General features: G+C 63.2%; 16 protein-coding genes and 2 pseudogenes. 7 read left to right on the top strand and 11 right to left on the bottom strand.

Going from position 1 to position 20,155, the window contains the following annotated elements; all coding sequences use genetic code 11:
• Positions 1 to 378 precede the first annotated feature (378 nt).
• The 3 genes from ACZYHG_RS14870 (at position 379) to ACZYHG_RS14860 (ending at position 3,642) form a co-directional block, all read left to right on the top strand.
• The gene (locus tag ACZYHG_RS14870; protein WP_464614427.1) at positions 379 to 2,043 is read left to right on the top strand and encodes a Na/Pi cotransporter family protein; all 1,665 of its coding nucleotides are present in this window, start codon (positions 379 to 381) and stop codon (positions 2,041 to 2,043) included.
• A gap of 106 nt (positions 2,044 to 2,149) precedes the next feature.
• On the top strand, positions 2,150 to 2,359 hold the full coding sequence (locus ACZYHG_RS14865) for a DUF2061 domain-containing protein (protein WP_096449072.1): 210 nt from the start codon (positions 2,150 to 2,152) through the stop codon (positions 2,357 to 2,359).
• 98 nt (positions 2,360 to 2,457) lie between these two features.
• A complete protein-coding gene (locus tag ACZYHG_RS14860) occupies positions 2,458 to 3,642 on the top strand; it encodes an MFS transporter (RefSeq protein WP_464614426.1) in 1,185 nt (394 codons plus the stop codon).
• 21 nt (positions 3,643 to 3,663) lie between these two features.
• On the opposite strand, the gene ACZYHG_RS14855 is transcribed toward ACZYHG_RS14860, so the two are convergent.
• The gene (locus ACZYHG_RS14855) at positions 3,664 to 5,202 is read right to left on the bottom strand and encodes an EF-hand domain-containing protein (protein ID WP_464614425.1); all 1,539 of its coding nucleotides are present in this window, start codon (positions 5,200 to 5,202) and stop codon (positions 3,664 to 3,666) included.
• Between the two features lie 141 nt (positions 5,203 to 5,343).
• Complete coding sequence (locus ACZYHG_RS14850) at positions 5,344 to 7,599, bottom strand: heavy metal translocating P-type ATPase (RefSeq protein WP_464614424.1); 2,256 nt, start codon at positions 7,597 to 7,599, stop codon at positions 5,344 to 5,346.
• Between the two features lie 112 nt (positions 7,600 to 7,711).
• Between ACZYHG_RS14850 and ACZYHG_RS14845 the strand changes: the two genes are divergently transcribed.
• Positions 7,712 to 8,128 carry a MerR family transcriptional regulator gene (locus ACZYHG_RS14845; RefSeq protein ID WP_464614423.1) on the top strand — a complete coding sequence of 139 codons (417 nt, stop codon included), beginning with the start codon at positions 7,712 to 7,714 and terminating at the stop codon, positions 8,126 to 8,128.
• A gap of 60 nt (positions 8,129 to 8,188) precedes the next feature.
• Here the strand turns inward: ACZYHG_RS14845 and ACZYHG_RS14840 are convergent, their stop codons facing one another.
• Positions 8,189 to 8,746 carry a GNAT family N-acetyltransferase gene (locus ACZYHG_RS14840; protein ID WP_464614422.1) on the bottom strand — a complete coding sequence of 186 codons (558 nt, stop codon included), beginning with the start codon at positions 8,744 to 8,746 and terminating at the stop codon, positions 8,189 to 8,191.
• Between the two features lie 186 nt (positions 8,747 to 8,932).
• Here ACZYHG_RS14840 and ACZYHG_RS14835 point away from each other — a divergent pair, with 186 nt between their 5' ends.
• The gene (locus ACZYHG_RS14835; protein WP_464614421.1) at positions 8,933 to 9,916 is read left to right on the top strand and encodes a hypothetical protein; all 984 of its coding nucleotides are present in this window, start codon (positions 8,933 to 8,935) and stop codon (positions 9,914 to 9,916) included.
• 54 nt (positions 9,917 to 9,970) lie between these two features.
• On the opposite strand, the pseudogene ACZYHG_RS14830 reads toward ACZYHG_RS14835, so the two are convergent.
• A pseudogene (locus ACZYHG_RS14830) lies at positions 9,971 to 10,755 on the bottom strand (alpha/beta fold hydrolase).
• Between the two features lie 99 nt (positions 10,756 to 10,854).
• Here ACZYHG_RS14830 and ACZYHG_RS14825 point away from each other — a divergent pair.
• Positions 10,855 to 11,796, top strand: coding sequence for a LysR family transcriptional regulator (locus ACZYHG_RS14825; protein ID WP_464614420.1), 942 nt, complete (start codon positions 10,855 to 10,857; stop codon positions 11,794 to 11,796).
• Positions 11,797 to 11,818: 22 nt separating this feature from the next.
• On the opposite strand, the pseudogene ACZYHG_RS14820 reads toward ACZYHG_RS14825, so the two are convergent.
• The 4 genes and pseudogenes from ACZYHG_RS14820 to ACZYHG_RS14805 form a co-directional block, all read right to left on the bottom strand.
• Positions 11,819 to 12,525 (bottom strand): annotated as a pseudogene (locus tag ACZYHG_RS14820) (GIN domain-containing protein).
• 49 nt (positions 12,526 to 12,574) lie between these two features.
• Entirely contained in the window at positions 12,575 to 13,141 is a 567-nt protein-coding gene (locus ACZYHG_RS14815; protein ID WP_464614419.1) for a DUF1700 domain-containing protein, read from the bottom strand.
• Entirely contained in the window at positions 13,138 to 13,464 is a 327-nt protein-coding gene (locus tag ACZYHG_RS14810) for a PadR family transcriptional regulator (RefSeq protein ID WP_464614418.1), read from the bottom strand. The genes ACZYHG_RS14815 and ACZYHG_RS14810 overlap by 4 nt, the downstream gene beginning before the upstream one ends.
• A 180-nt stretch (positions 13,465 to 13,644) precedes the next feature.
• Positions 13,645 to 14,097, bottom strand: coding sequence for a GatB/YqeY domain-containing protein (locus tag ACZYHG_RS14805; protein ID WP_464614417.1), 453 nt, complete (start codon positions 14,095 to 14,097; stop codon positions 13,645 to 13,647).
• 272 nt (positions 14,098 to 14,369) lie between these two features.
• Between ACZYHG_RS14805 and carA the strand changes: the two genes are divergently transcribed.
• Positions 14,370 to 15,575: a glutamine-hydrolyzing carbamoyl-phosphate synthase small subunit gene (gene carA, locus ACZYHG_RS14800; RefSeq protein ID WP_464614416.1), complete on the top strand. Its 1,206-nt coding sequence runs from the start codon at positions 14,370 to 14,372 to the stop codon at positions 15,573 to 15,575.
• Between the two features lie 132 nt (positions 15,576 to 15,707).
• Here carA and ACZYHG_RS14795 read toward each other — a convergent pair whose 3' ends face one another.
• The 3 genes from ACZYHG_RS14795 to ACZYHG_RS14785 all read right to left on the bottom strand — a co-directional run bounded on the left by ACZYHG_RS14795 (position 15,708) and on the right by ACZYHG_RS14785 (position 20,031).
• The gene (locus ACZYHG_RS14795) at positions 15,708 to 17,528 is read right to left on the bottom strand and encodes a glycosyltransferase family 2 protein (RefSeq protein ID WP_464614415.1); all 1,821 of its coding nucleotides are present in this window, start codon (positions 17,526 to 17,528) and stop codon (positions 15,708 to 15,710) included.
• 320 nt (positions 17,529 to 17,848) lie between these two features.
• Positions 17,849 to 18,769, bottom strand: coding sequence for an aldo/keto reductase (locus ACZYHG_RS14790; protein WP_464614414.1), 921 nt, complete (start codon positions 18,767 to 18,769; stop codon positions 17,849 to 17,851).
• Entirely contained in the window at positions 18,766 to 20,031 is a 1,266-nt protein-coding gene (locus ACZYHG_RS14785; protein ID WP_464614413.1) for a TCR/Tet family MFS transporter, read from the bottom strand. The genes ACZYHG_RS14790 and ACZYHG_RS14785 overlap by 4 nt, the downstream gene beginning before the upstream one ends.
• Between the last annotated feature and the right edge of the window lie 124 nt (positions 20,032 to 20,155).

Raw genomic sequence — 20,155 nt, 5'->3', positions numbered from 1 at the left:
TTGGTTGTCGATGCCCCGAGGAATAACGGCTGGCGGATGAACTGAAACTGAACACCAACATTACAATTATGTAATGAAATCCTATGCTTATTTCGGAAATTTGAACATCGTCGCAAAGTTGACAGCGAGACGCCCGGCAACAGCGGCCGATACGCCGTGGTGCAGTGGACCGGCGATGCAACCATTCGCGCAGCCGTCCATTTTCCGACACGTCCTGTCGCGCCGCGACGGCCCCTTGAAATCGACAAAATTTTATTATTCGGCTAAAGTATTCTGATCATTATCGGTCGCCGCCATGAACATGATTCGCACCTTCGCTTACCCCCATGATCGCCGCGCTGTTCGCACCGCGTGCCCCGACCGCATGCAGGCGTCGAAATGAGCGGTTCCGTCGTCCTTCTGCATCTGGCCGGCGCGGTCGCGCTGATGCTGTTTGCCACGCGCATGGTCAAGACCGGCGTCGAGCGCGCCTATGGCGACGTGCTGCGCCATAAATTGCGCGCCACCATGCGCAATCCGATCATGGCGGTGTTGACCGGCACCGGCCTGGCCATCGCCCTGCAGAGCTCGACTGCCGTGACGCTGTTGGTCGGCTCCTTCGCCGGCTCCGGCATCGTCTCGGGTGCGGCCGGCCAGTTGGCCGTGCGCGGCGCCGAGATCGGCTCGGCGCTGGTGGTCAAGCTCTTGACCTTCGACCTCACACTGCTGGTGCCACTCTGCCTGATCACCGGCACGGTTATGTTCATGGCCACCGAGCGTCGCGACTGGCGCCAGACCGGCCGCATCCTGGTCGGTATCGGCCTGTTGATCCTGTCGCTGGAAATGATCGGCCAGGCATCGGAGCCGCTGCGCAACAGCCAACTGATGCCGGTGATCATCAACTATTTCTCCAGCGATTCCATCACCGCCTATCTCTTGGCGGCGCTGATCACCTGGCTGTTCCAGTCGAGCATCGCAGCGGTGCTGCTGATGGCGACGCTCGCCGGCCGCGGCCTGATCAGTCCCGAGCTCGGCGTCGTCCTCATCCTCGGCGTCAATCTCGGCTCTTCGATCATCGCGCCGATGCTGACCCGCTCGGCCGGGCCTGCCGTGCGCGTCGTGCCGATCGGCAATCTCCTGATGCGCGGGCTGGGCTCGCTGGTCATGCTGATCCTGTTCATGATCTTCAGGCCGCATGTCGGCTTCCTCGGCGCGACGGCCGCGGACCAGATCGTCAACGCCCACATCCTGTTCAACGTCATCATCCTGCTCGCCGGCCTGCCGCTGGCCGGTTTCGTCTACCGCGCCTCGGAAAAGATCGTGGCGCTCGGCACCAAGCCGGTGCCGGCGGCCTCGCTCGACGTGATCGAGCTGTCCGCGCTCAACGAAAGCGCGCTCGACATACCAAGTCAGGCGCTGGGCAATGCGACGCGCGAAGTGGTGCGGGTCTGCGAAACCGTCGAGATCATGCTGAAGCGCATCATGGAACTCTATGAAAGTGCCGACAGCGACAAGATCAAGGCACTTGCAGCGCTCGACGACCGCGTCGACCGCAAGCACGCGGCCATAAAACTCTACCTCGCCAAGCTCACCAAGAACCCGCTCACCGAGGACGAGGCATTGCGCTGCCAGGAGTTGATCGGCGCCTGTGTCAAGCTCGAGCAGGTTGGCGACATCATCGTGCGCAACATGCTGGTGCATGTGAAGAAGAAGGTCGAACACGGGCTGGAGTTCACGCCTGAGGGCTGGCGCGAACTCTGCGCCTTCCATGCCTCGGTGCTGGCCAATGCACGGCTTGCCTTCAACGTCCTGGTATCGCGCGATCCCGAAACCGCCCGCCAGCTGGTGTTGGAGAAGGACCAGTTGCGCGACCGCGAGAAGGAAACCAGCGCCAGCCATTTCCTGCGGCTACGCGAGGGCACCGCCAGAAGCATAGAGACCAGTTCGATCCACCTCGACACCATCCGCGACCTGAAGCAGATCAATTCGCTGCTGGCGTCGATGGCCTATCCGGTGCTGGAAGAGCGCGGCCTGCTGACGGGCTCGCGGTTGAAGGCAAGCTGAAGTCGCCTCACCGCGTAAGCTCCCTCGCTTCGACGGCAAAATACCTTTGCTCCGCTTCCGCCAGTCGGGATAAGGATCGATTGGCCCAGGCTTTCGGAGGAAATCGATGGACACCCATTCACGCAGTTTCGCCAAGGCGCTGTCCTGGCGTGTGACCGGCACCATCGACACGCTGATCATCTCCCTGGTCGTGACAGGAAGCGTCAAGCTCGCCGCAGCCATCGGCATAACCGAGGTCTTCACCAAGTCCCTGCTCTACTATTTCCATGAGCGGGCGTGGTTGAAGATTCCCTATGGCCGCAAGACTCCGGCCTAAAGCTGCCGGTCAAGAAAACCTAAACTCGCGACAAAAATTTCTGGATTGCCCCCGCCGTCCATCCATGGTTTGAGGCCGTTCCAGCCAAGGCTTTCCCCATGTCGCTTCCGCTCATTGCCCTGTTCATCGCCGCCTTCGCTTTCGGCACAACCGAATTCGTCATTGCCGGCGTGCTGCCGCAAGTGGCGCAAGGGCTTGGTGTTTCGGTGCCCTCAGCCGGCTATCTCGTCTCCGGCTATGCCTGCGGCATTGCCATTGGCGGCCCGCTGCTGGCGCTCGCAACCAAGTCTTTGCCGCGCAAGACCTTGCTGCTCGGCCTCGCCGTCATCTTCACCATCGGCCAGGCCGCCTGCGCGCTGGCGCCCGACTTCACTTCGATGCTGCTTTTGCGCATTGCCGTCGCGGTCGCGCATGGCGCCTATTTCGGCATCGCCATGGTGGTAGCGGTCGGCCTCGTTCCCAAGGACAAACGCGGCATGGCGGTGGCGGTCATCCTGTCTGGCCTCACCGTCTCCAACGTCATCGGCGTGCCGGCCGGCACCGCGATCGGCAACATCTGGGGCTGGCGCGCCACCTTCTGGGTGATGTGCGCGCTGGGCGTGGCGGCAACGCTCGCCATGGCCGCCCTTCTGCCGCGCACCACCGGATCATCCGCTAAGCCTGTCGGCCTCGCCCGCGAGGTCCGCGTGCTGGCGCGCCAGCAGGTCTGGACCTCGCTGATCCTGATGCTGATGCTGATGCTCGGACAGTTCTGCCTGTTCACCTACATCACGCCGACCCTGCTGGAGGTCACCGGGCTCGACGAGAACCTGGTTCCCTGGGTGCTGCTGCTCAACGGCGTCGGCGCCACGCTTGGCGTCTTCCTCGGCGGCAAGCTGTCCGACTGGAAGCTGATGCCGTCGCTGATCACCATGCTTGGCCTGCAGGCGGTGACGCTGGCCATCATCTACGCCGTCAGCCCGTATCCCTTGCCGATGGTTGTCGCGATCGTCATCTGGGGCGGCCTCAACTTCGCCATCGGCACGCCGATCCAGACCCGCATCCTGGCCTGGACGGCGGATGCCTCCAACCTCGCCTCGTCGCTGATCCCGTCCGGCTTCAATGTCGGCATAGCGCTCGCCGCGTCGCTGGGCGCTGCCATGCTCAATGCCGGCTACGGCTACCGCAGCCTGCCGGTGGTCGGCGCTGTCGCCATGCTGGTCGCCGTGGTCGTGGCTGTCATCTCCAATGTGTGGGAACGCCGCGCGGATGTCAGCCCACCGCTGCCGGCGCCTGCCGGATAGCGGAAGAACAGCTGGCTTCGCTCACTTGAACTTGGCCAGCGGATCAAGCGCCGGCCGGATCATAACGCATGCCGCGGCCGACTTGCCTACGGCCTCATTGGCGCCCTCGGATATCACGCAGGAATGGCCGGGATCGCCCGCCGGCATCGGCACACCGTTGGCGAGAGCGAACTGCACGGCATGGGCGCCCGCGAGCCCGGCGGGGAATTGCGCAATCGGCCGAACAATCCTGAACATTGCCGAGCCGTGCCGCTCCAAGTGACCGCTGCCCACCAGTTGCGAAAGACCGAATTCCTGCGGCAACACCTCGTATGGTCTTGCCGGTTCATTGGCGACGACGCTGGCCGGATCGAAACGGACGAGACCCCTGGATGTGAATTGCAACCCGCTTCTCCAGCTTTCCACCTCAAAGTCTGCTGGCGCCGTGCGGGACGACGCGGTGGGCGCCAGGTCCTTGAACGTCATGTCCGGCAGGGAAACACTGGAAAGGCTGTAAATACCGCCGACATGATCAACGTCACGGCCCAGTCTGGCTTCGAATGCCTTTCTTGCCTGCGCGGTCTCGCGTGTCCCGGATTTGTAGAAATAGTTCATACAGGCTTGCCCGGCCTTGCCGGCAAAGGATACGCGATCCCTGGCGAGGCCGACGACGCCGGAGTGCGCGCCGCCCTCAGGCGCGGCGACGACCAGTTTCTCGACCCGCTCCACGGCTCCGGACAACACCCAGATCTGCGCTTCATAGCTCGTTGCAACAATGTAGAGCGGCGTCTTGCCTGGCTGGATGGTGATGTTGGAGGTCGTGGTTTCGTCATATGGGTTGCTGACATGGACATTCGCCATGGCATCACCCTCATAGGTGCCGAGCAGCACTGTTTCGGCCGCTGCTGAGGGGCGCGGAAATTCGCAAGGGACGGTGTTGTTCGACTGTTGGGAGACAATGTTTCGCCCGACGTCCGCCGGTATCCGTGCGGCCACCTTGACGATTTCGTCCCTGGACAGGGTTGTGTCGACATCCATATCGATGGACCGGAATACAGCAATAGCCTGTTCCATGACCTGTTGAGCTGTCACCTTGCTGCCATCGCCGAGGGCGAGATAATCGGAGAGATTGCCACGCGCGTTGGGACGCGCCGGCTTGGTGCGCGTATAGGCTTCCAGCAGGCTTATGTTTCCATCCCTGTCTACGTCCGTCAAAAGCAAGGCACTTGACATCGCGAGGCTGACGTTTCCGTCTGGCCTGGCACGAAGCTCCTCTATTTCCGCCTTGGAGACGGTTCCGTCCTGATTGAGGTCCAGCTTGGCGAATTGCGAGAGCACCGCCGTCCTGGCCGCGACGTCGCCCTGCATCGCGAGCCTGTCGACCATCTCGCGCGTCAGCGCGCCTTCCCGGCCGGCGCCGTTTCGGAACGGCGACATCACGGTCAGCAGGAAGGCCTCCATCGTCTGTCCCTCGCGCAGATTTCGCGCGAAGGGCAGCGGATAAGGGTCTTCCTTGTCGGCGGAGAAGCTCACGCTGGACAGACAGGCCATGGTCAGCCCCAGGACAATACCAAATTTCATCTCGCCTCCAGCAAGGTTCAGACAGCTACTGTAGAGCGATTGAATTACTTGCATGTGGCGACAAAGCGTCCGCTTTTCCGGCACGCATCAGCAGACTGTTAACCAACATCATCAGCCGATTACCAAAGGGTTGCGACCGCCTCACCCCCGCCAGCGCAACAAGCGCATGGCGTTGGCTGTCACCAGCACGGTGGCGCCGGTGTCGGCGAGGATCGCCGGCCACAGCCCGGTGATGCCTAAAATGGTGGTGACCAGGAACACCGCCTTCAACCCCAGCGCCACGGTGATGTTCTGGCCGATATTGGCCATCACCGCCCGCGACAGTATTATCATGCGCGCGACATCCATGACGCGGCCATGCAGGATCGCCGCGTCCGCCGTCTCCAGCGCCACGTCGGTGCCGCCACCCATGGCAACGCCGATGTCGGCGGCGGCGAGCGCCGGCGCGTCGTTGATGCCGTCGCCGACCTTGGCCACCTTCAACCCTTCGCGCTGCAATTCGCCGACGATGCGCTGCTTGTCCTGCGGCAGCAGTTCCGCCCGCGCCTCGATGCCGAGCGACGCGGCGATGGCCTCGGCCGTGCGGCGGTTGTCGCCGGTCAGCATCACCGTGCGGATGCCTTCGGCCTTGAGTGCCGTGATGCCGGCCGCCGCATCCGGCCTCGGCTCATCGCGCATGGCAATCAGCCCGCCCACAACCCCGTTGGCGACCAGCACCGACACGGTCTTGCCCTGGCCGTTGAGGTTGTCGATGGCAAGGCGCTGCGCCTCAGTCATCTCAGCGCGCTCGCCCGCCGCCGGGCCGGAGCCCAGGAAAATGGCGACGCCGCCGACACTGCCCTCGACACCCTTGCCCGAGATCGCCCTGGCGGCCAGCGCCGGCGGCACTGGCGCCTTGTCGGCCTTGGCCCTGTCCAGGATCGCTAGCGCCAGCGGATGGCTGGAGCCCTGTTCGAGTGCAGCCGCCAGCGCCAGAACGCTACGCTCATCGCGGCCATAGGCCACGATGTCGGTGACGACAGGCTTGCCCGCGGTCAGAGTGCCGGTCTTGTCGAAGGCGACCGCCGTGATCCGGCGAAAGCCTTCCAGCACAGCCCCGCCCTTCATCAACAGGCCGCGCCGCGCACCAGCCGCCAGACCCGCCGCAATCGCCGCCGGCGTCGAGATGACCAGCGCACAGGGGCAACCGATCAACAGGATCGCCAGGCCCTTGTAGATCCATTCGTTCCAGTCGCCACCGGCAACGAGCGGCGGCAGCAACGCCACCAGCGCGCCGACCGCCAGCACTGCCGGTGTGTAATAGCGCGAAAAACGGTCGATGAAGCGCTCGGTCGGCGCCTTGGCTTCCTGCGCCTCCTCCACCAGCCGCACGATTCGGGCAATAGTGTTGTCAGAAGCGGCGGCCGCTACCCGAACTTTCAGCACACCATCGCTGTTGATCGTGCCGGCGAAGACGGGCTCAGTGACACCCTTGCGCTTCGGCGTGCTCTCGCCGGTCACCGGCGCCTCATCGATGTCGCTCGCACCCTCCGTTATCTCGCCATCGGCAGGAATGCGGTCGCCCGGCCGCACCAGGATGACGTCGCCGACCACAAGCTGGTCGGCGGGAACTTCAACCGTGCCGCCTCCCCGCTCGACCAGCGCCGTCTTCGGCACCAGATCGGCCAGGCCCTGGATGCTGGCCCGCGCGCGGCCGGCGGCGACGCCTTCGAGAAGTTCGCCGATCAGGAACAGCACCACCACGGTTGCCGCTTCTTCCGTGGCGCCGATCATCACCGCGCCGACGGCAGCAATGGTCATCAGCATCTCGATCGAGAACGGCGTGCCAGCCAGCGCCGCCATCAGCGCGCGCCGTGCGATCGGCACCAGGCCAACCAGCAACGCGGCCAGGAACACCCAGCGCTCAGCCACGGGGAAAAGATGGCCGATGCAATAAGCGGCAACAAGCGCTGCTGCGCAGGCCAGCGTCAGCGCCGCGCGGCGGGTGCGCCACCACGCCTGCCCGGGCTCGGCATGGCTGTGGAGGTGCGATGACCCGGCGGCCTCCTTGGCACCGTGTTCGTCGCCATGGTCATGATCGTGGCCCGAATGGTCGTGGCCTTCGTGGTCATGACCTTCGTGGTCGGCATGTGCCTTGGCTGCTGGCCCGTCGGCCCTGGCTTGCGCCTTGACGATGCCGTAGCCCAGCCGCGCCACCTGCTGCAGCACTCTGTCCTCATTGAGCGGGCCGCCATGGCTGACGGTCATCGAGGCGCCGGTCACCGAAACCGTGACATCGGCGACGCCGTCGAGGCGGCGCACCGCCGTATCGATCTTGGTCGCGCAGGAAGCGCAATCCATGCCGCCGATCTTGAACCGTGTCTGCCGGATTCTTGCCTGCTCGTGGGGAGCCGTCATCGCATCACCTGTCTGCTTTTTCACCCGAGCGGCGCGCTGCCGCATGGGTCTTGAATGCTGATGCCAGGCACTATAATTGCTCTAGTCACTAGAGCTTCAAGAGGCAAAATGCATGTTTTCGATCGGGGATCTCTCCCGCCGCACCGGGGTCAAGGTGCCGACCATCCGCTACTACGAGCAGATGGGCCTGGTCGCCGCACCCGAGCGCTCGGAAGGCAACCAGCGCCGCTATTCCAGACAGGAGCTGGAGCGGCTGGCCTTCATCCGCCACGCCCGCGACCTCGGCTTCGCCGTCGAGGACATACGCTCGCTGATCGAGTTGAGCGGCCACCCCGATCAGCCTTGCGGCCATGCCGACAAGATCGCCGGGGAACAGCTGATCTCCGTGCGCGAAAAGATCGCCCAGTTGAAGCGGCTGGAAACCGAGCTGGAGCGCATCGCCTCCTGCTGCGACGGCAAGACGGTCGGCGACTGCTACGTCATCCGCGCGCTGTCGGACCATGCGCTGTGCGCGGACGAGCACGGGTGAGAGGTCTCTATTGTCGAAGTCCGCGCCGGCTAGCGCTCGGAAGGGCTCCCCAACCTCGCCCTATAAATCGATCCGGAACCGCAAACTCTCCACCCCGCCATAGGCGGCGTCCTCGAAGAAGCGCCCGACCAGTCTGCCGCCATTGGCCAGGATCACCTTGTGCGAGGCCGGATTGCCCGGCTTGGCGGTGATCTCGACATAGGGCAGGCCGACCGCCCTCGCCTCGTCGAGCATCAGCCGTAAGGCCTGCGTGGCATAGCCGCGCCGCCGCTTCCACGGCACCACGGCATAACCGATATGGCCAAGCACATGCGACGGCAGTTCAGCCGTGTCCTTCTGCCAGCGAAAGCCGATCGAGCCCGACGCCTCGCCGTCCCAGATCCAGCGGCGGAACCCCGGCAGGCGCGGCACTGTCGTCCCGTCGGGCAAGGTGATCGGACCACCCCTGGCTTCGGGGTCATCGAGGCTGGCCAGGAACGCCACTGGATTTTCTTCTATGGCTGCGAGCTGCTCGCGTGTCGCGTCGAGCAGCCGAACATTGTCTGGCGACCAGCCGCGCTCTAGCGCCGCCTTGTAGGACGGCAGATGTTCAAGCGCTGGTTTGACGATCTCGACCATGATCCATGCTCCCTGGGAGGCGAACCAGGCATAGCCGTGGCCGCGAGATGGCTCAAGCCGGTGCCGCCCGGAAGTGAACTTCGCTAAACAAGTTGTGTCTCGCCGATTGGCGCGAGACATTTTATGATTGGTTGCCGGTGGCGACACCTGCAGGATTCGCGTGGCTTCGACAGGAGAATTGATCCGGTGCGGTTGAGATCTGTCCCTCTGGGTATTGTCGTCACCCTCAGCCTTCTTGTCGTCGCCATTGCCTTGACTGCGACGGCACGGTCCTTTGCCGCGCCCTCCGGCGTCCCGGCCTGGCTGCAGGCCCATGTCGGCGACGCCGACGGCCAGATCTCGCAGGTGGTGCTGGAACGGGCGCGCGCGCTTTACCAGAAGAAGGTGGCGCAGGGCGCGGTCAGGAACCCCTGCTATTTCGCCATGGATGCGACACGTCCCGGCGATCTCGGCAATGGCGTGCTGGGGCGCCGGTATTATGTCGTCTGCGAAGCCAGCCAGTCGTTTCGCGCTATCGCATCGGGTCACGGGGCCGGCAAGAACCTGAAAGGCACGGTCGATTTTTCGAACGGCAGGCGCTGCTCCAAGAACTTCGGCAATGCGATGGATTCGGAATTGACCGCCGGCGGCGCCTACATGACCCGCGAGACAAAGACGTCGTTCAAGGGTTTTTACCGTACCGGCGCCAAGCAGGACGCCGCCTTCCTGCGCACCTTCATCCAGTTCGACGGCGAAGGCGAAGCCGCCAATGCCAGGCAGCGCGTGATCGGCGGCCACGCGGCGCAGGTGCTGCGCACCATGTGCATGCGCAAGAGCCCGAACAGCTCCTATGCCAACCATGATGGCCTCGTGCCCTTTGGCAAGCTGGTGGACTATGCCGGTGGCCGCAGCAATGGCTGCACCAGCTGGTCGCCGGCGGATGCCCAGCAGATCATCTCGATGGTCAAGGACAACCCGACGACGCTCTACATCTACCCGGAATCACGCGACATCGCCGCGGTAGCGGCTAGCCGTTCGCAGTCGGGCGCCTATTGGAATGCGTCCTGCCTGAAGGAAATCGGCACACCGAAATTCTGGCCAAGGAAGACTCTTGAGCCGATGATCGCCCAGTACAAAAAGGACCATCCGGCGCCGCCACCGCAACCGCTGCCGATGTGCAAGGAATCCTGAGGTCCGCACCTTGATAGGCGCGAACCTCACGCACTCTCGGCTTTGCACTCCCGCTCAGCGCAGAAAACGAAGCACAGCCTCGACGAACTCGGCAGGGTACTCGACGTTCGACAGGTGAACCGCAGGCAGGACAACCAGCTTCGCGCCTTGGATGGATGCGACGATCTCTTCGCTGTGACTCAGCGCCGTCACCGTGTCGTACCGTCCGGCGATTACCAAGGTCGGCCGCGAGACCAACGTCACAATACGGCGAAGGTCGGAATCGCGAACGGCGGCGAACAAGCCGGCCAAGCCTTGCCGGTCGATGCTCAGCAGCATGGCGCGAAATTCCTGGATGACAGGGCCGTTGGCCGCGACCATTGCGGCAGGAAACCAGTTGGCCAGGAACGCCTCGGCGTTCTCTGCCATGTCGGGAGCCTGAAGCGTTGCAACGATTCGCTCGTCGAAATAACTTGCTGGCCCGAGATGTGACGAGGTGTTGCTCAGGATCAGGCGGTCTATGCGCTCAGGCGCATGGATGCCGAGCCACTGCCCGACGAAGCCACCCAGCGACAGGCCGAGGAAATGCACGCGTCCAAGGCCGAGCGCATCGAGCAGTTCGATCACGTCGCGGCCAAGCCGGTCGAGCGAATAGGCACCGGCCGGAACACTCGATCCGCCATGGCCGCGAAAATCATAGCGCAGAACGCGGAAATGCTTCGACAGTTCGGCGATCTGGCCGTCCCACATGTGCAGCGTGGTGGCGATGGAATTCGACAGCACCAGCACCGGCTTTTTGGCATCGCCGTCGAAGCGATGCGCGTGCCGTCGCCGACAGTCACGAAATTCAACTCACTCATGATGAAATTCCTTCTGGAATGTTGAATGAGCAGAGCGTAGGCGGGACGCATTTTCAGTGATATTACAAAGATAGAACACTCTCTGTAATCAAAGCTGACATGGCCGAATTCACCTTGCACGATTTGCAATGCTTCGATGCGGTGATCCGCACCGGCGGTTTCCAGCCGGCCGCCGCCCTGCTGCACCGCTCGCACCCGGCGGTGTTCGCCGCCGTCGCCAAGCTCGAACGACAGCTTGACCTCGTTCTGCTGGACCGCAGCGGCTATCGCGTGCGCCCGACCGAGGCGGGGCTGTCGTTCCACCGCCGCGCGCAATCGCTGCTGCGCGAACTGGAGGGCCTGCGGGTGCACGCCGCCCAGCTCTCAATGGGCGAGGAAAGCGATATCCATGTCGTGATCGGCGACCTCTGCCCGCGGCCGCAGGTGCTGGGCATGCTTGGCCGCTTTTTCGCCCAGTGCCCGGGCACGCGCCTGCATCTGCATTTCGAGGCCGTCGGCGGTCCGTGGGAGCGCCTCTTCGACGACGAAGCCGATCTGATCCTGCACTGGGTCGACAAGGGCGATACGAGGGTGGAATGGGTCGATCTTTGCAAGGTGCCGTTCATTCCGGTGGTGGCGCCTGGCTTTCTGCCGGAGCGTATCAAGGAGCCGATCACGCCCGATCAGATGCAGGCACTCACCCAATGCGTCATGCGCGACAGCGCCCGCCATTCGCCACAACAGGACTATTCGCGGATCGAAGGCGCGCCGCAATGCCTGGTGGCAGACCAGGGCATGAAGAAGGAGATCATCCTGCAGGGTCTTGGCTGGGGCCACCTGCCCCGCTTCCTGATCGAGGACGAGCTGCACGACGGACGCCTGCACTCCATTGCCGGCCGCCATATGCCGGGCCGTACCGAGGAGCTGGTGGTGGCACGCCGTCGCGACCGGCCACACGGGCCGATCGCCAACCGGTTGTGGGATCATATTCAGCAGGAAGCGCCGGCATTGCGCCGTGCGTTGGAGCCTCTGAAACTCGCCGGAGAGACATCGACCAACTAGTAGCGCAGGTGCAGGCTGCCGGCTACGGCACCTGCGTGATGCTGCCACTGCCTCTGACCTGCGACCTCCGCATGGTCGGGTGCCCATAGAGATCGACATCACCGCTGCCGGAAATCGACACATCCGCGTCGGCCTGCGCGGTGACCTCGGCGTCGCCGCTGCCGCGGATCTCTATCTGTGCGGATTGGGCGATCAGATCCTTGAGCCGCCCCGAGCCCGAACCGGAGATTTCCAGGTCGACCGTCTGGGCGGTTCCGGTGGCGGCCACGCTGCCGCTGCCGCGAATGCTCAGCCGCAGCCTGGGCTGATTGATTTGGGACAAGGCAAGGTCGGCACTGCCGGTCAGTTTCCAGTCAGAAATCGCCGGCCCCGACAGGCTGACATCGAGCCGGGGCGAAAACCAGCCCGTATCACAATCCAGGCTAAGCTGGCTGCCTTCCATGCGCACATGATCGATCAGCGTGGAGTCGCCGCTCACAACAGCTTCGGCCTTGTCGCCCGGCTGGTAACGGACCGAAGCCGGCAAAGCGATGGTGAAGCTGTCATTGGCGCTGAACGGCAATGTCACGTCCTTCCTGACGGATGTGATCGAGCCGCAGGTGGATCGGCCGCCGATCCATGAGCCTCCCGCATTGACCCAATCCGGCCCGGCCAGTCCGATGCCCGCGGCCAGAAGAGGGCTGCGCCAACCAGTCCGGCTGTCGCGACGAATGCCAGTTTTCCAGTCATTGTCCGTTTCCTTCGACGTGATGACAAAATTGCGCGAGCTTGGCTCCGATCAAGCGGAGCTGCGGTCGGCTTGCGTGATGCGCGAATGCAGCCGGGCATAGCGCCCGACAACCCGCAAGCCGGCGCCCATGCCCAGCAACAGCAAGGCGCCGCCACCAAGGAAGCCGCTCACCAGTCCGGCACCGATGAACAGGCGTCCCAAGGTGAGCGAAAAGGCAGTACCCGACTCGAACAGCAAGGTGGTGAGAATGATCTTGATGCCGAGCGCGCCGATGGCGACGAGCGTGATGCCAAGGGCAAGCGCAAGCACCACCGCGGTGATGAGCAGCGGCAGCAGGAAGACGATATCGACGAAGGCAAGGCCGGCGAGCGCGAACGTCGCCGCCAGCATGTTCGAAACGCTCCAATGGGCTTCAAGACGGCGCAGCCCTGCCTCGGCGCGCAGCTCGCGGGCGATCCTGGTCGGATCACCAAGGGCGGCCGCGACCTCCGCTTCGCTGCGGCCCGAAGCATCGGCGAAATGCGCGGCATAGTCGCCGACAATGTCCTCGATCTCCTGCGGCGACAAGCCGGCTAGTCCCTGTCTCAGCGTGCGCAGGAAGGCGTCCCTGGTCATGGCAAATCCTCGAGAAGTTTGTCGACGGCGCCCCCGAAGGAGCGCCAGTCGCGGCGGTGAGCTTCAAAGGCCTGCCGGCCGAGCGGCGTGAGCCGGTAATATTTGCGCGGCGGCCCGCTGCTCGACTCGACGAGGCAGGTGGCGACCAGCCCGTCATTCTGCATCCGGCGCATCAGGGGATAGATCGTGCCCTCCCCCATGTTCACCGCGGCGACCAGCGTGCTGGCGATTTCGTAGCCGTAGCTTTCACCCCGCGACAGCACGGCCAGAACGCACAGATCAAGCGCGCCTTTTCGCAACTGGACGAGGATGGAGTCGGTCATGGCAGGTCCCGGATTCGCGACCTGTATATAGCACGCTACCTGTTTATGCAAGGTAGTGAATTTGGTCAGCATCGGCCATCGTGCTCAGGCCAATTCAGCGCGGAACTGGATGGTGCAGAAATCCCGATCGGGAAGAGAAATTCGCTAGTTCATTGCCAGCATGATCGTGGCGAGAAAGCTCTACTGCAGCAGGCCCTTGACGATACCGCTTGCCTTGCCGAAATCCATCTGCCCGGCATATTTCTGCTTCAGGGCGGCAATCACCTTGCCCATGTCCTTCTGGCTGGCGGCACCGGTCTCGGCGATCGCTTCGCGCGCTGCCGCGGCGATGGCCGCATCGTCCAATTGCGTCGGCAGGAAACTGCGGATGATCTCCATCTCGCCACGCTCCTGCGCCGCCAGTTCCGGGCGCTTGCCGTCTTCGAATGCCTTGGCCGATTCCTCGCGCTGCTTCACCATCTTGGCCAGGATCTGCAGGATCTCCTCGTCACTGGCGGGGTCCTTGGCCGAACCGCGATTGGCGATGTCGCGGTCATGGATGGCGGCCTGGATCAACCGCAATGTCGGCAGCCGGTGCTTGTCCTGCGCCTTCATCGCGCTCTTCAGGGATTCGGCGATTTTCGCGCGCATCATGCTTTCTCCTTCGGTCGGCGCGGACAATAGCGCCGGGGCCTAGCCAACGCAAACCCTGATATTATGACGCAAGCCTCTGATATTGCTTGATGAAATAAATCATGGCCGCATTTCGCGTGATCATTGACCACTCTGCCGCCTTCCCCTATGTACTCAGCCTTGCATGAACTGAAGCTTGACTGCGTGGGAGCCGCGAATTCGCCGCTTCGCGCCATTTGCCGCGCCGATGGCCACCGGGCCAACTGCAGCACGCGGCCTGATAGGAGTGCCGCATGGCCGAGATGACGCCCGCCTGGGCAACCGAGAAGCCGACCGCCCTGCTGGTGCTGGCCGACGGCACCGTCATCGAAGGCCGCGGCCTTGGCGCCACCGGCTCCGCCGTTGCCGAAGTCTGCTTCAACACCGCGCTCACCGGCTACCAGGAGATCCTCACCGACCCGTCCTATGCCGGCCAGATCGTCACCTTCACCTTCCCGCATATCGGCAACATCGGCACCAATGGCGAGGACATCGAAGACCTCAACCCGGCCGCGCGCGCTGGCGCTGTCGGCGCCGTGTTCAAGGCCGATGTCACCAACCCGTCCAACTACCGCGCCGCCGGTGGGCTCGACGAGTGGCTGAAGAAGCGCGGCATTGTTGCGCTGTCAGGCATCGACACCCGCGCGCTCACCGCGCTGATCCGCGAAAAGGGCATGCCCAACGCCGTCATCGCGCATGCGCCCGATGGCGTCTTCGACCTCGACGATTTGAAGCAGCGCGCCGCCGCATGGTCGGGCCTGATCGGGCTTGACCTCGCCAAGGAAGTCACCTCGGGCCAGTCCTCGGTCTGGCGCGAGACGCCCTGGGTCTGGAACGAAGGCTTTGGCGAACAGGCCGAGCCCTCCATGCACGTCGTGGCAATAGACTACGGCGTCAAGCGCAACATCTTGCGCCTGCTTGCCGGTCTCGGCGCCAAGGTCACCGTGGTTCCGGCCAGCACCGGATCGGAAGAAATCCTCGCCATGCAGCCCGACGGCATCTTCCTCTCCAACGGCCCGGGCGATCCGGAAGCCACCGGCGAATATGCCGTGCCGGTCATCCAGGATTTGCTCAAGACCGACATTCCGGTGTTCGGCATCTGCCTCGGCCACCAGATGCTGGCGCTGGCGCTGGGCGGCAGGACGGCCAAGATGCACCAGGGCCATCATGGCGCCAACCACCCGGTCAAGGACCACACCACCGGCAAGGTCGAGATCGTCTCGATGAACCACGGCTTTGCCGTCGATGCCGACTCGCTGCCCGAAGGCGTCGAAGAAACCCATGTCTCGCTGTTCGATGGCTCGAATTGCGGCATCGCGCTCACAGGCCGCCCGGTGTTCTCGGTCCAGCACCACCCCGAAGCCTCGCCCGGCCCGCAGGACTCGCACTATCTGTTCCGCCGCTTCGTCAATTTGATCCGCGAAAAGCGCGGCGAGCAATTGCTGGCCGAGCGGGCTTGAATGTCTCGTCGACCCGAGCGGCTCACCGTTTCACGGAAACGGCGAACCGCTCTAACTCCTTGTTTTAACGCAATTCCGGACGGAAAACCGTTCACACTTTTCCTGGAATTGCTTTAAAGGCCCTGCCCGGCTCTATTCCCACGGCTCCTGGACACGCGGCGGCCAGCTCAGCGAAAAATCGGTCCGCTCCAGGGTGAGGTTGGGGCTGTAGGCCGGATCTGCCATGAGGAACTTTCCCCATCGTTCCCTCATCAGGACCATCTGCTCGTGGCGGCCGGCAATCTTGTCTGGCCTTCCCTTGAGACCGGCCAGCCTCGACCACTGTCGGTAAAGGTCCGAGAATGGGGTCCATACGTTGCGGTAGCCGGCTTCTCGAACTCTCATGCAGAAGTCGATATCGCTGAATGCGGCCTCGAGCCCTTCGTCCATACCGCCGACCTCATCGAAAACGCTTTTTCGCACGATCAGGCAGGCGCCAGTCACCGCGCTCAATGACTGCCTGATTTGAACCCGCCCCATATATCCGGGTCGCCCTTTACGCAAACCGAGATGCGAATGATTGGCCAGGCCGCCAATGCCGAGAATGATTCCGCCATGCTGGAGCCTGTTGTTTGAAGACCAAAGCCTTGCCCCAACGGCTCCTATGCCGGTTTGAAGCACCATGCTGACCATTTCTTCCAGCCAGTCGGGAGACGTGGCTTTGATGTCATTGCTGATCAAACCGATGATCGAGCCGCGCGCGGCCGCCACGGCGCGGTTGTTGATCGCTGAATGGTTGAACGGGCCCTCGTCGCGGATGACACGGACGCTCGCCGTCTTTCCGATCTTCTCAAGATAGTCGAGTGTGCCCGGATCGTCGGATTTGTTGTCGACGATGATGATTTCGTACCGCGGATATGCCGTCGTCGACAGGATGCTTTCGACGCACGTCCTGATCAGCTTCAGATTGTTGCGGGTTGGTATGATCAGGCTGACGAGCGGCAATTCTTTCGGCAGGTTATAGCGAACCCTGTATGGGCCAAAGGGTGACAGTTCGACGTCGCCGTCCACGCCTTTGCGCTTGAGATGGTCCCGAATTGCGCCTTGGCCGGCTATCGCCGCATAGCTCTTGTTGTCGCCGGAGGCTGCGGTGCTGCCGGAATGAGCCCGCCAATTATACAGCACGCGGGGGATATGGACGATCTGCGAGGGTTCAATCCCCTCGACAATGCGCAGCGCCAGATCATGGTCCTGAGACCCTTCATAACCCCGGCGAAAGCCGCCGACATGCCTGACCAAGGCTGCCGAATAGACGCCGAGGTGACTGATTATGTTGTAGGAAAGGAAAAGTTCCGGATTCCAGTCCGATTTGAAGTGCGGGGAAAAGCGGTTGCCCTGCTCGTCGATCTTGTCCTCGTCGGAATAGATCAATCCGGCACGCGGATTTGCGGCTATCGCCTCCGCGACGTAATAGAGCGCGTCTTCCGTCAGGAGGTCGTCTTGATCCAGAAGCGCGATCCACGCCCCCGCAACAAGTTCTATCGCCGAATTGGATGCTTCCGAGATGTGGCCGTTCTTGTCTCGGTAGACAACCCTGATCCGATCATCGAGCGTGGCGTATTCCTGAAGCGTCTGCTTCACCAGAGGCTCTGTCGAACAGTCGTCCGCGATGCAAAGTTCCCAATTCTCGTAGAGCTGCGCACGAACGGATTCGATGGCCTCGCGCAGCCATCCGATGTTCGCATTGTAAACCGGCATGACGATCGAGATTGTCGGGCGCCGTTCCATCTGGGCGATCCGAGAAACAATTCGCGCGCGCTTCGAGGTGTCGATCCCAGCATAACGGGCCAGCCAGCCGGTATAGTCGTTGCAATCGACGATGGTGCCGTCTTCGAGAACTATTGCCAGCTTGGCGCGCGGTATTGCGCGTTTCCAGCTTTTCCTAAGACCGGTCAGGCCCTCTCTTCTAAACACTGCCGAAGCACGCGCAATTGCCGTCCTCCAGCCGCCACGGCTCCTGACAGCGCCAAGCAACGCGGCCCCCACGAGCCGCATACGCCTGAATTGCCCACCAATGGATCGCACTATCCCGTACCCCTACGTCGCAGCGACATAACGGCCGTTTGGCAGTGCCGACAAGCGGAAGATGACGTTTCCGGGGAGGATATCGACCGGTTCGACCCACATCGGCCAATCTTCATGCCGCAGGTCGGCCTTTTGCTCGCCGCTTCGCCTGCCGACATCTTCTCCCCAGGCAATGACGGCCGGGGCGGGCGTCCGCGGATACCCTGATCTTACGCCACCGGCCGGCCTTCGCTGGCTTCCAATATGGCGAACCATTGCTGGCGGTCGAGCACGATGTCGAGCGCTTTGACCATGGCCGCCAGCCTCTCCGGCTTCATCGAACCCAGCACCGGCACCGGCCGGGCCGGATGACGCAGCAGCCAGGCGATGGCGACGGTGGCCAGATCACCGGCACCGATTTCGGCGGCCACCGCGGCGAGCGCTGCCCGCACCCTTGCTTCCCGGCTTTCCTTGCCGGTGAACAGCGAGCCGCCGCCGAGCGGCGACCAGATCATTGGTGGATAGGCCAGACGCTGCGCATGGTCGAGGCTGCCGTCGGTCAATGCGGACGTCTTCAGCACCGACATCTCGATCTGGTTGGTGGCGAGCGGGAACGGCAGCCGCGACGCCAGGAGATCGAACTGCGACGGCGTGAAATTCGAGACTCCGACCGCCCTCGCCTTGCCCGCCTTGACCAGCCCGGCCAATGCCGCCGCCGTCTCGTCGGCGTCCATCAGCGGATCCGGCCGGTGCAGCAGCAACAGGTCGAGATAATCCGTGTGGAGATTGGCCAGTGAGCGGTCGACCGAAGCCAAGATATGAGCGCCACTGGTGTCATAGTGCTTCAGCCGGTTCTGCGGCCGGTTGGCCGAGGCCAGCATGATGTCGCATTTCGAGATCAGCTCGATCTCTTCGCGCTTGCCTTTCCAGCGCGACAGCCCGGCACCGAAGGCCGCCTCGACTTCGTAATTCCCATAGATGTCGGCATGGTCGAAGCTGGTCAGGCCGAGATCGACGGCGCTGCCGATCAGCCGGGCAACCTGATCGGCATCCGGGCGGGCGCCGCCGTCGAGCAGGCGCCACGCACCGAAGACCAGCCGCGACAGCGACACCCCGTCCTTGGTCAGCGCGATGCGGCTGTCATGGCTCATACCTGTGCTCCATCTTCCACGACGTCGGTGGTGACGGTCCTGACCGCGGCCGGCCGCGCAACCTTGGTGACGAAGACGATGACCGCCAGCACCAGGAAACAGGCGCCGACCAGATAGGGAGCGCCGCCGAAGGTCACCGGCGCGCTTGGCCCGGTGAACCACGAAAAGATCCCGGTATAGAGCAGCGGCGTGATGATGGAGGTGATCGAGAAGATCGACGTCATCGCACCCTGCAGTTCGCCCTGCGCCGAAGGCGGCACCTTGGCGGCGGCAAGGCTCCTCAGCGGCGGATCGGCCAACGCTTCGAGACAGCCGAAGACGATCACCGCATAGATCATCCAGCCTTGCGTGGCGAAGGCATAGCCGGACGCGCTGGCCGCCGTGAAGGTCAGGCCGATGACCGCGGTCCGCCACTCGCCGAGCCTCGGGATTACGCGTGGCAGCACTGTGCCCATGATGATCGCGCCACACAGGCCGAAGGCGCCGAGCGAGAGGCCGATCTGCTGCTGGCTCCAGCCATAGCGATAGCTAGAGACGAACGACCACACCGCCGGATACATCATGTGGCCGAGCGTCACCAGGAAGAACACCAGCCCGATCCAGCCAATGCCTTCATACTGGCGCATCTGCAACAGCGTGCCGACCGGGTTGGCGCGTTTCCACTCGAAACGGCGGCGATGCTTTTCATCGAGCGTTTCGGGCAGGAAGAACATCGCGATCAGGAAGTTCACGAAGGCGAGCCCGGCGGCAAAATAGAACGGCACGCGCGGCCCGAATGTGCCCAAAAGTCCGCCCAGCACCGGCCCGATGACGAAGCCGACGCCGAAGGCAATGCCGAGCAGCCCAAAATTCTTCGCCCGGTTCTCGTCATTCGAGATGTCGGCGATAAAGGCCGATGTCGTCGAATAGCTGGCACCCGAAATGCCGGCCAGCACACGGCCGATGAACAGCATCGGATAGGACCAGGCGACGGCGCAAATCAGATTGTCGATCGAAAAGGTCAGCACCGAGGCGAGCAGGATCGGCCGCCGCCCGAAGCGGTCGCTCAAGCCACCCATGATCGGCGCGAAAAAGAACTGCATCGCCGCATAGACGAAGAACAGCCAGCCGCCTTCGATTGCAGCACCACTGATGCTGACGCCGGTCAATTCCCTGAGATAGGCCGGCAGCACCGGCATGATCATGCCAAAGCCGATAATGTCGAGCAACAGAGTTGTGAAAACCAGCGCAAGGCCCCGCCTGGCGATTTTGGGGTCGATCATGACGGGTCAAGCTCCTCAGCCGCCCTGGCGCAGGCGAACGCACCTTATAGGCGAGCCCAGGGAAAGGAACAATGCGGGAACAGGCAGAAATCGTTGATCCTGACATCCCCTGACGGCGCCTGCG

Source organism: Mesorhizobium subarcticum, assembly GCF_055456085.1.
This window is presented reverse-complemented; position numbering and strand designations above follow the sequence as displayed.

Coding starts and splice junctions, on each gene's coding strand:
- ACZYHG_RS14870 (WP_464614427.1), top strand. CDS start 379: ATGAGCGGTTCCGTCGTCCTTCTGCATCTGGCCGGCGCGGTCGCGCTG.
- ACZYHG_RS14865 (WP_096449072.1), top strand. CDS start 2,150: ATGGACACCCATTCACGCAGTTTCGCCAAGGCGCTGTCCTGGCGTGTG.
- ACZYHG_RS14860 (WP_464614426.1), top strand. CDS start 2,458: ATGTCGCTTCCGCTCATTGCCCTGTTCATCGCCGCCTTCGCTTTCGGC.
- ACZYHG_RS14855 (WP_464614425.1), bottom strand. CDS start 5,202: ATGAAATTTGGTATTGTCCTGGGGCTGACCATGGCCTGTCTGTCCAGC.
- ACZYHG_RS14850 (WP_464614424.1), bottom strand. CDS start 7,599: ATGACGGCTCCCCACGAGCAGGCAAGAATCCGGCAGACACGGTTCAAG.
- ACZYHG_RS14845 (WP_464614423.1), top strand. CDS start 7,712: ATGTTTTCGATCGGGGATCTCTCCCGCCGCACCGGGGTCAAGGTGCCG.
- ACZYHG_RS14840 (WP_464614422.1), bottom strand. CDS start 8,746: ATGGTCGAGATCGTCAAACCAGCGCTTGAACATCTGCCGTCCTACAAG.
- ACZYHG_RS14825 (WP_464614420.1), top strand. CDS start 10,855: ATGGCCGAATTCACCTTGCACGATTTGCAATGCTTCGATGCGGTGATC.
- ACZYHG_RS14815 (WP_464614419.1), bottom strand. CDS start 13,141: ATGACCAGGGACGCCTTCCTGCGCACGCTGAGACAGGGACTAGCCGGC.
- ACZYHG_RS14810 (WP_464614418.1), bottom strand. CDS start 13,464: ATGACCGACTCCATCCTCGTCCAGTTGCGAAAAGGCGCGCTTGATCTG.
- ACZYHG_RS14805 (WP_464614417.1), bottom strand. CDS start 14,097: ATGATGCGCGCGAAAATCGCCGAATCCCTGAAGAGCGCGATGAAGGCG.
- carA (WP_464614416.1), top strand. CDS start 14,370: ATGGCCGAGATGACGCCCGCCTGGGCAACCGAGAAGCCGACCGCCCTG.
- ACZYHG_RS14790 (WP_464614414.1), bottom strand. CDS start 18,769: ATGAGCCATGACAGCCGCATCGCGCTGACCAAGGACGGGGTGTCGCTG.
- ACZYHG_RS14785 (WP_464614413.1), bottom strand. CDS start 20,031: ATGATCGACCCCAAAATCGCCAGGCGGGGCCTTGCGCTGGTTTTCACA.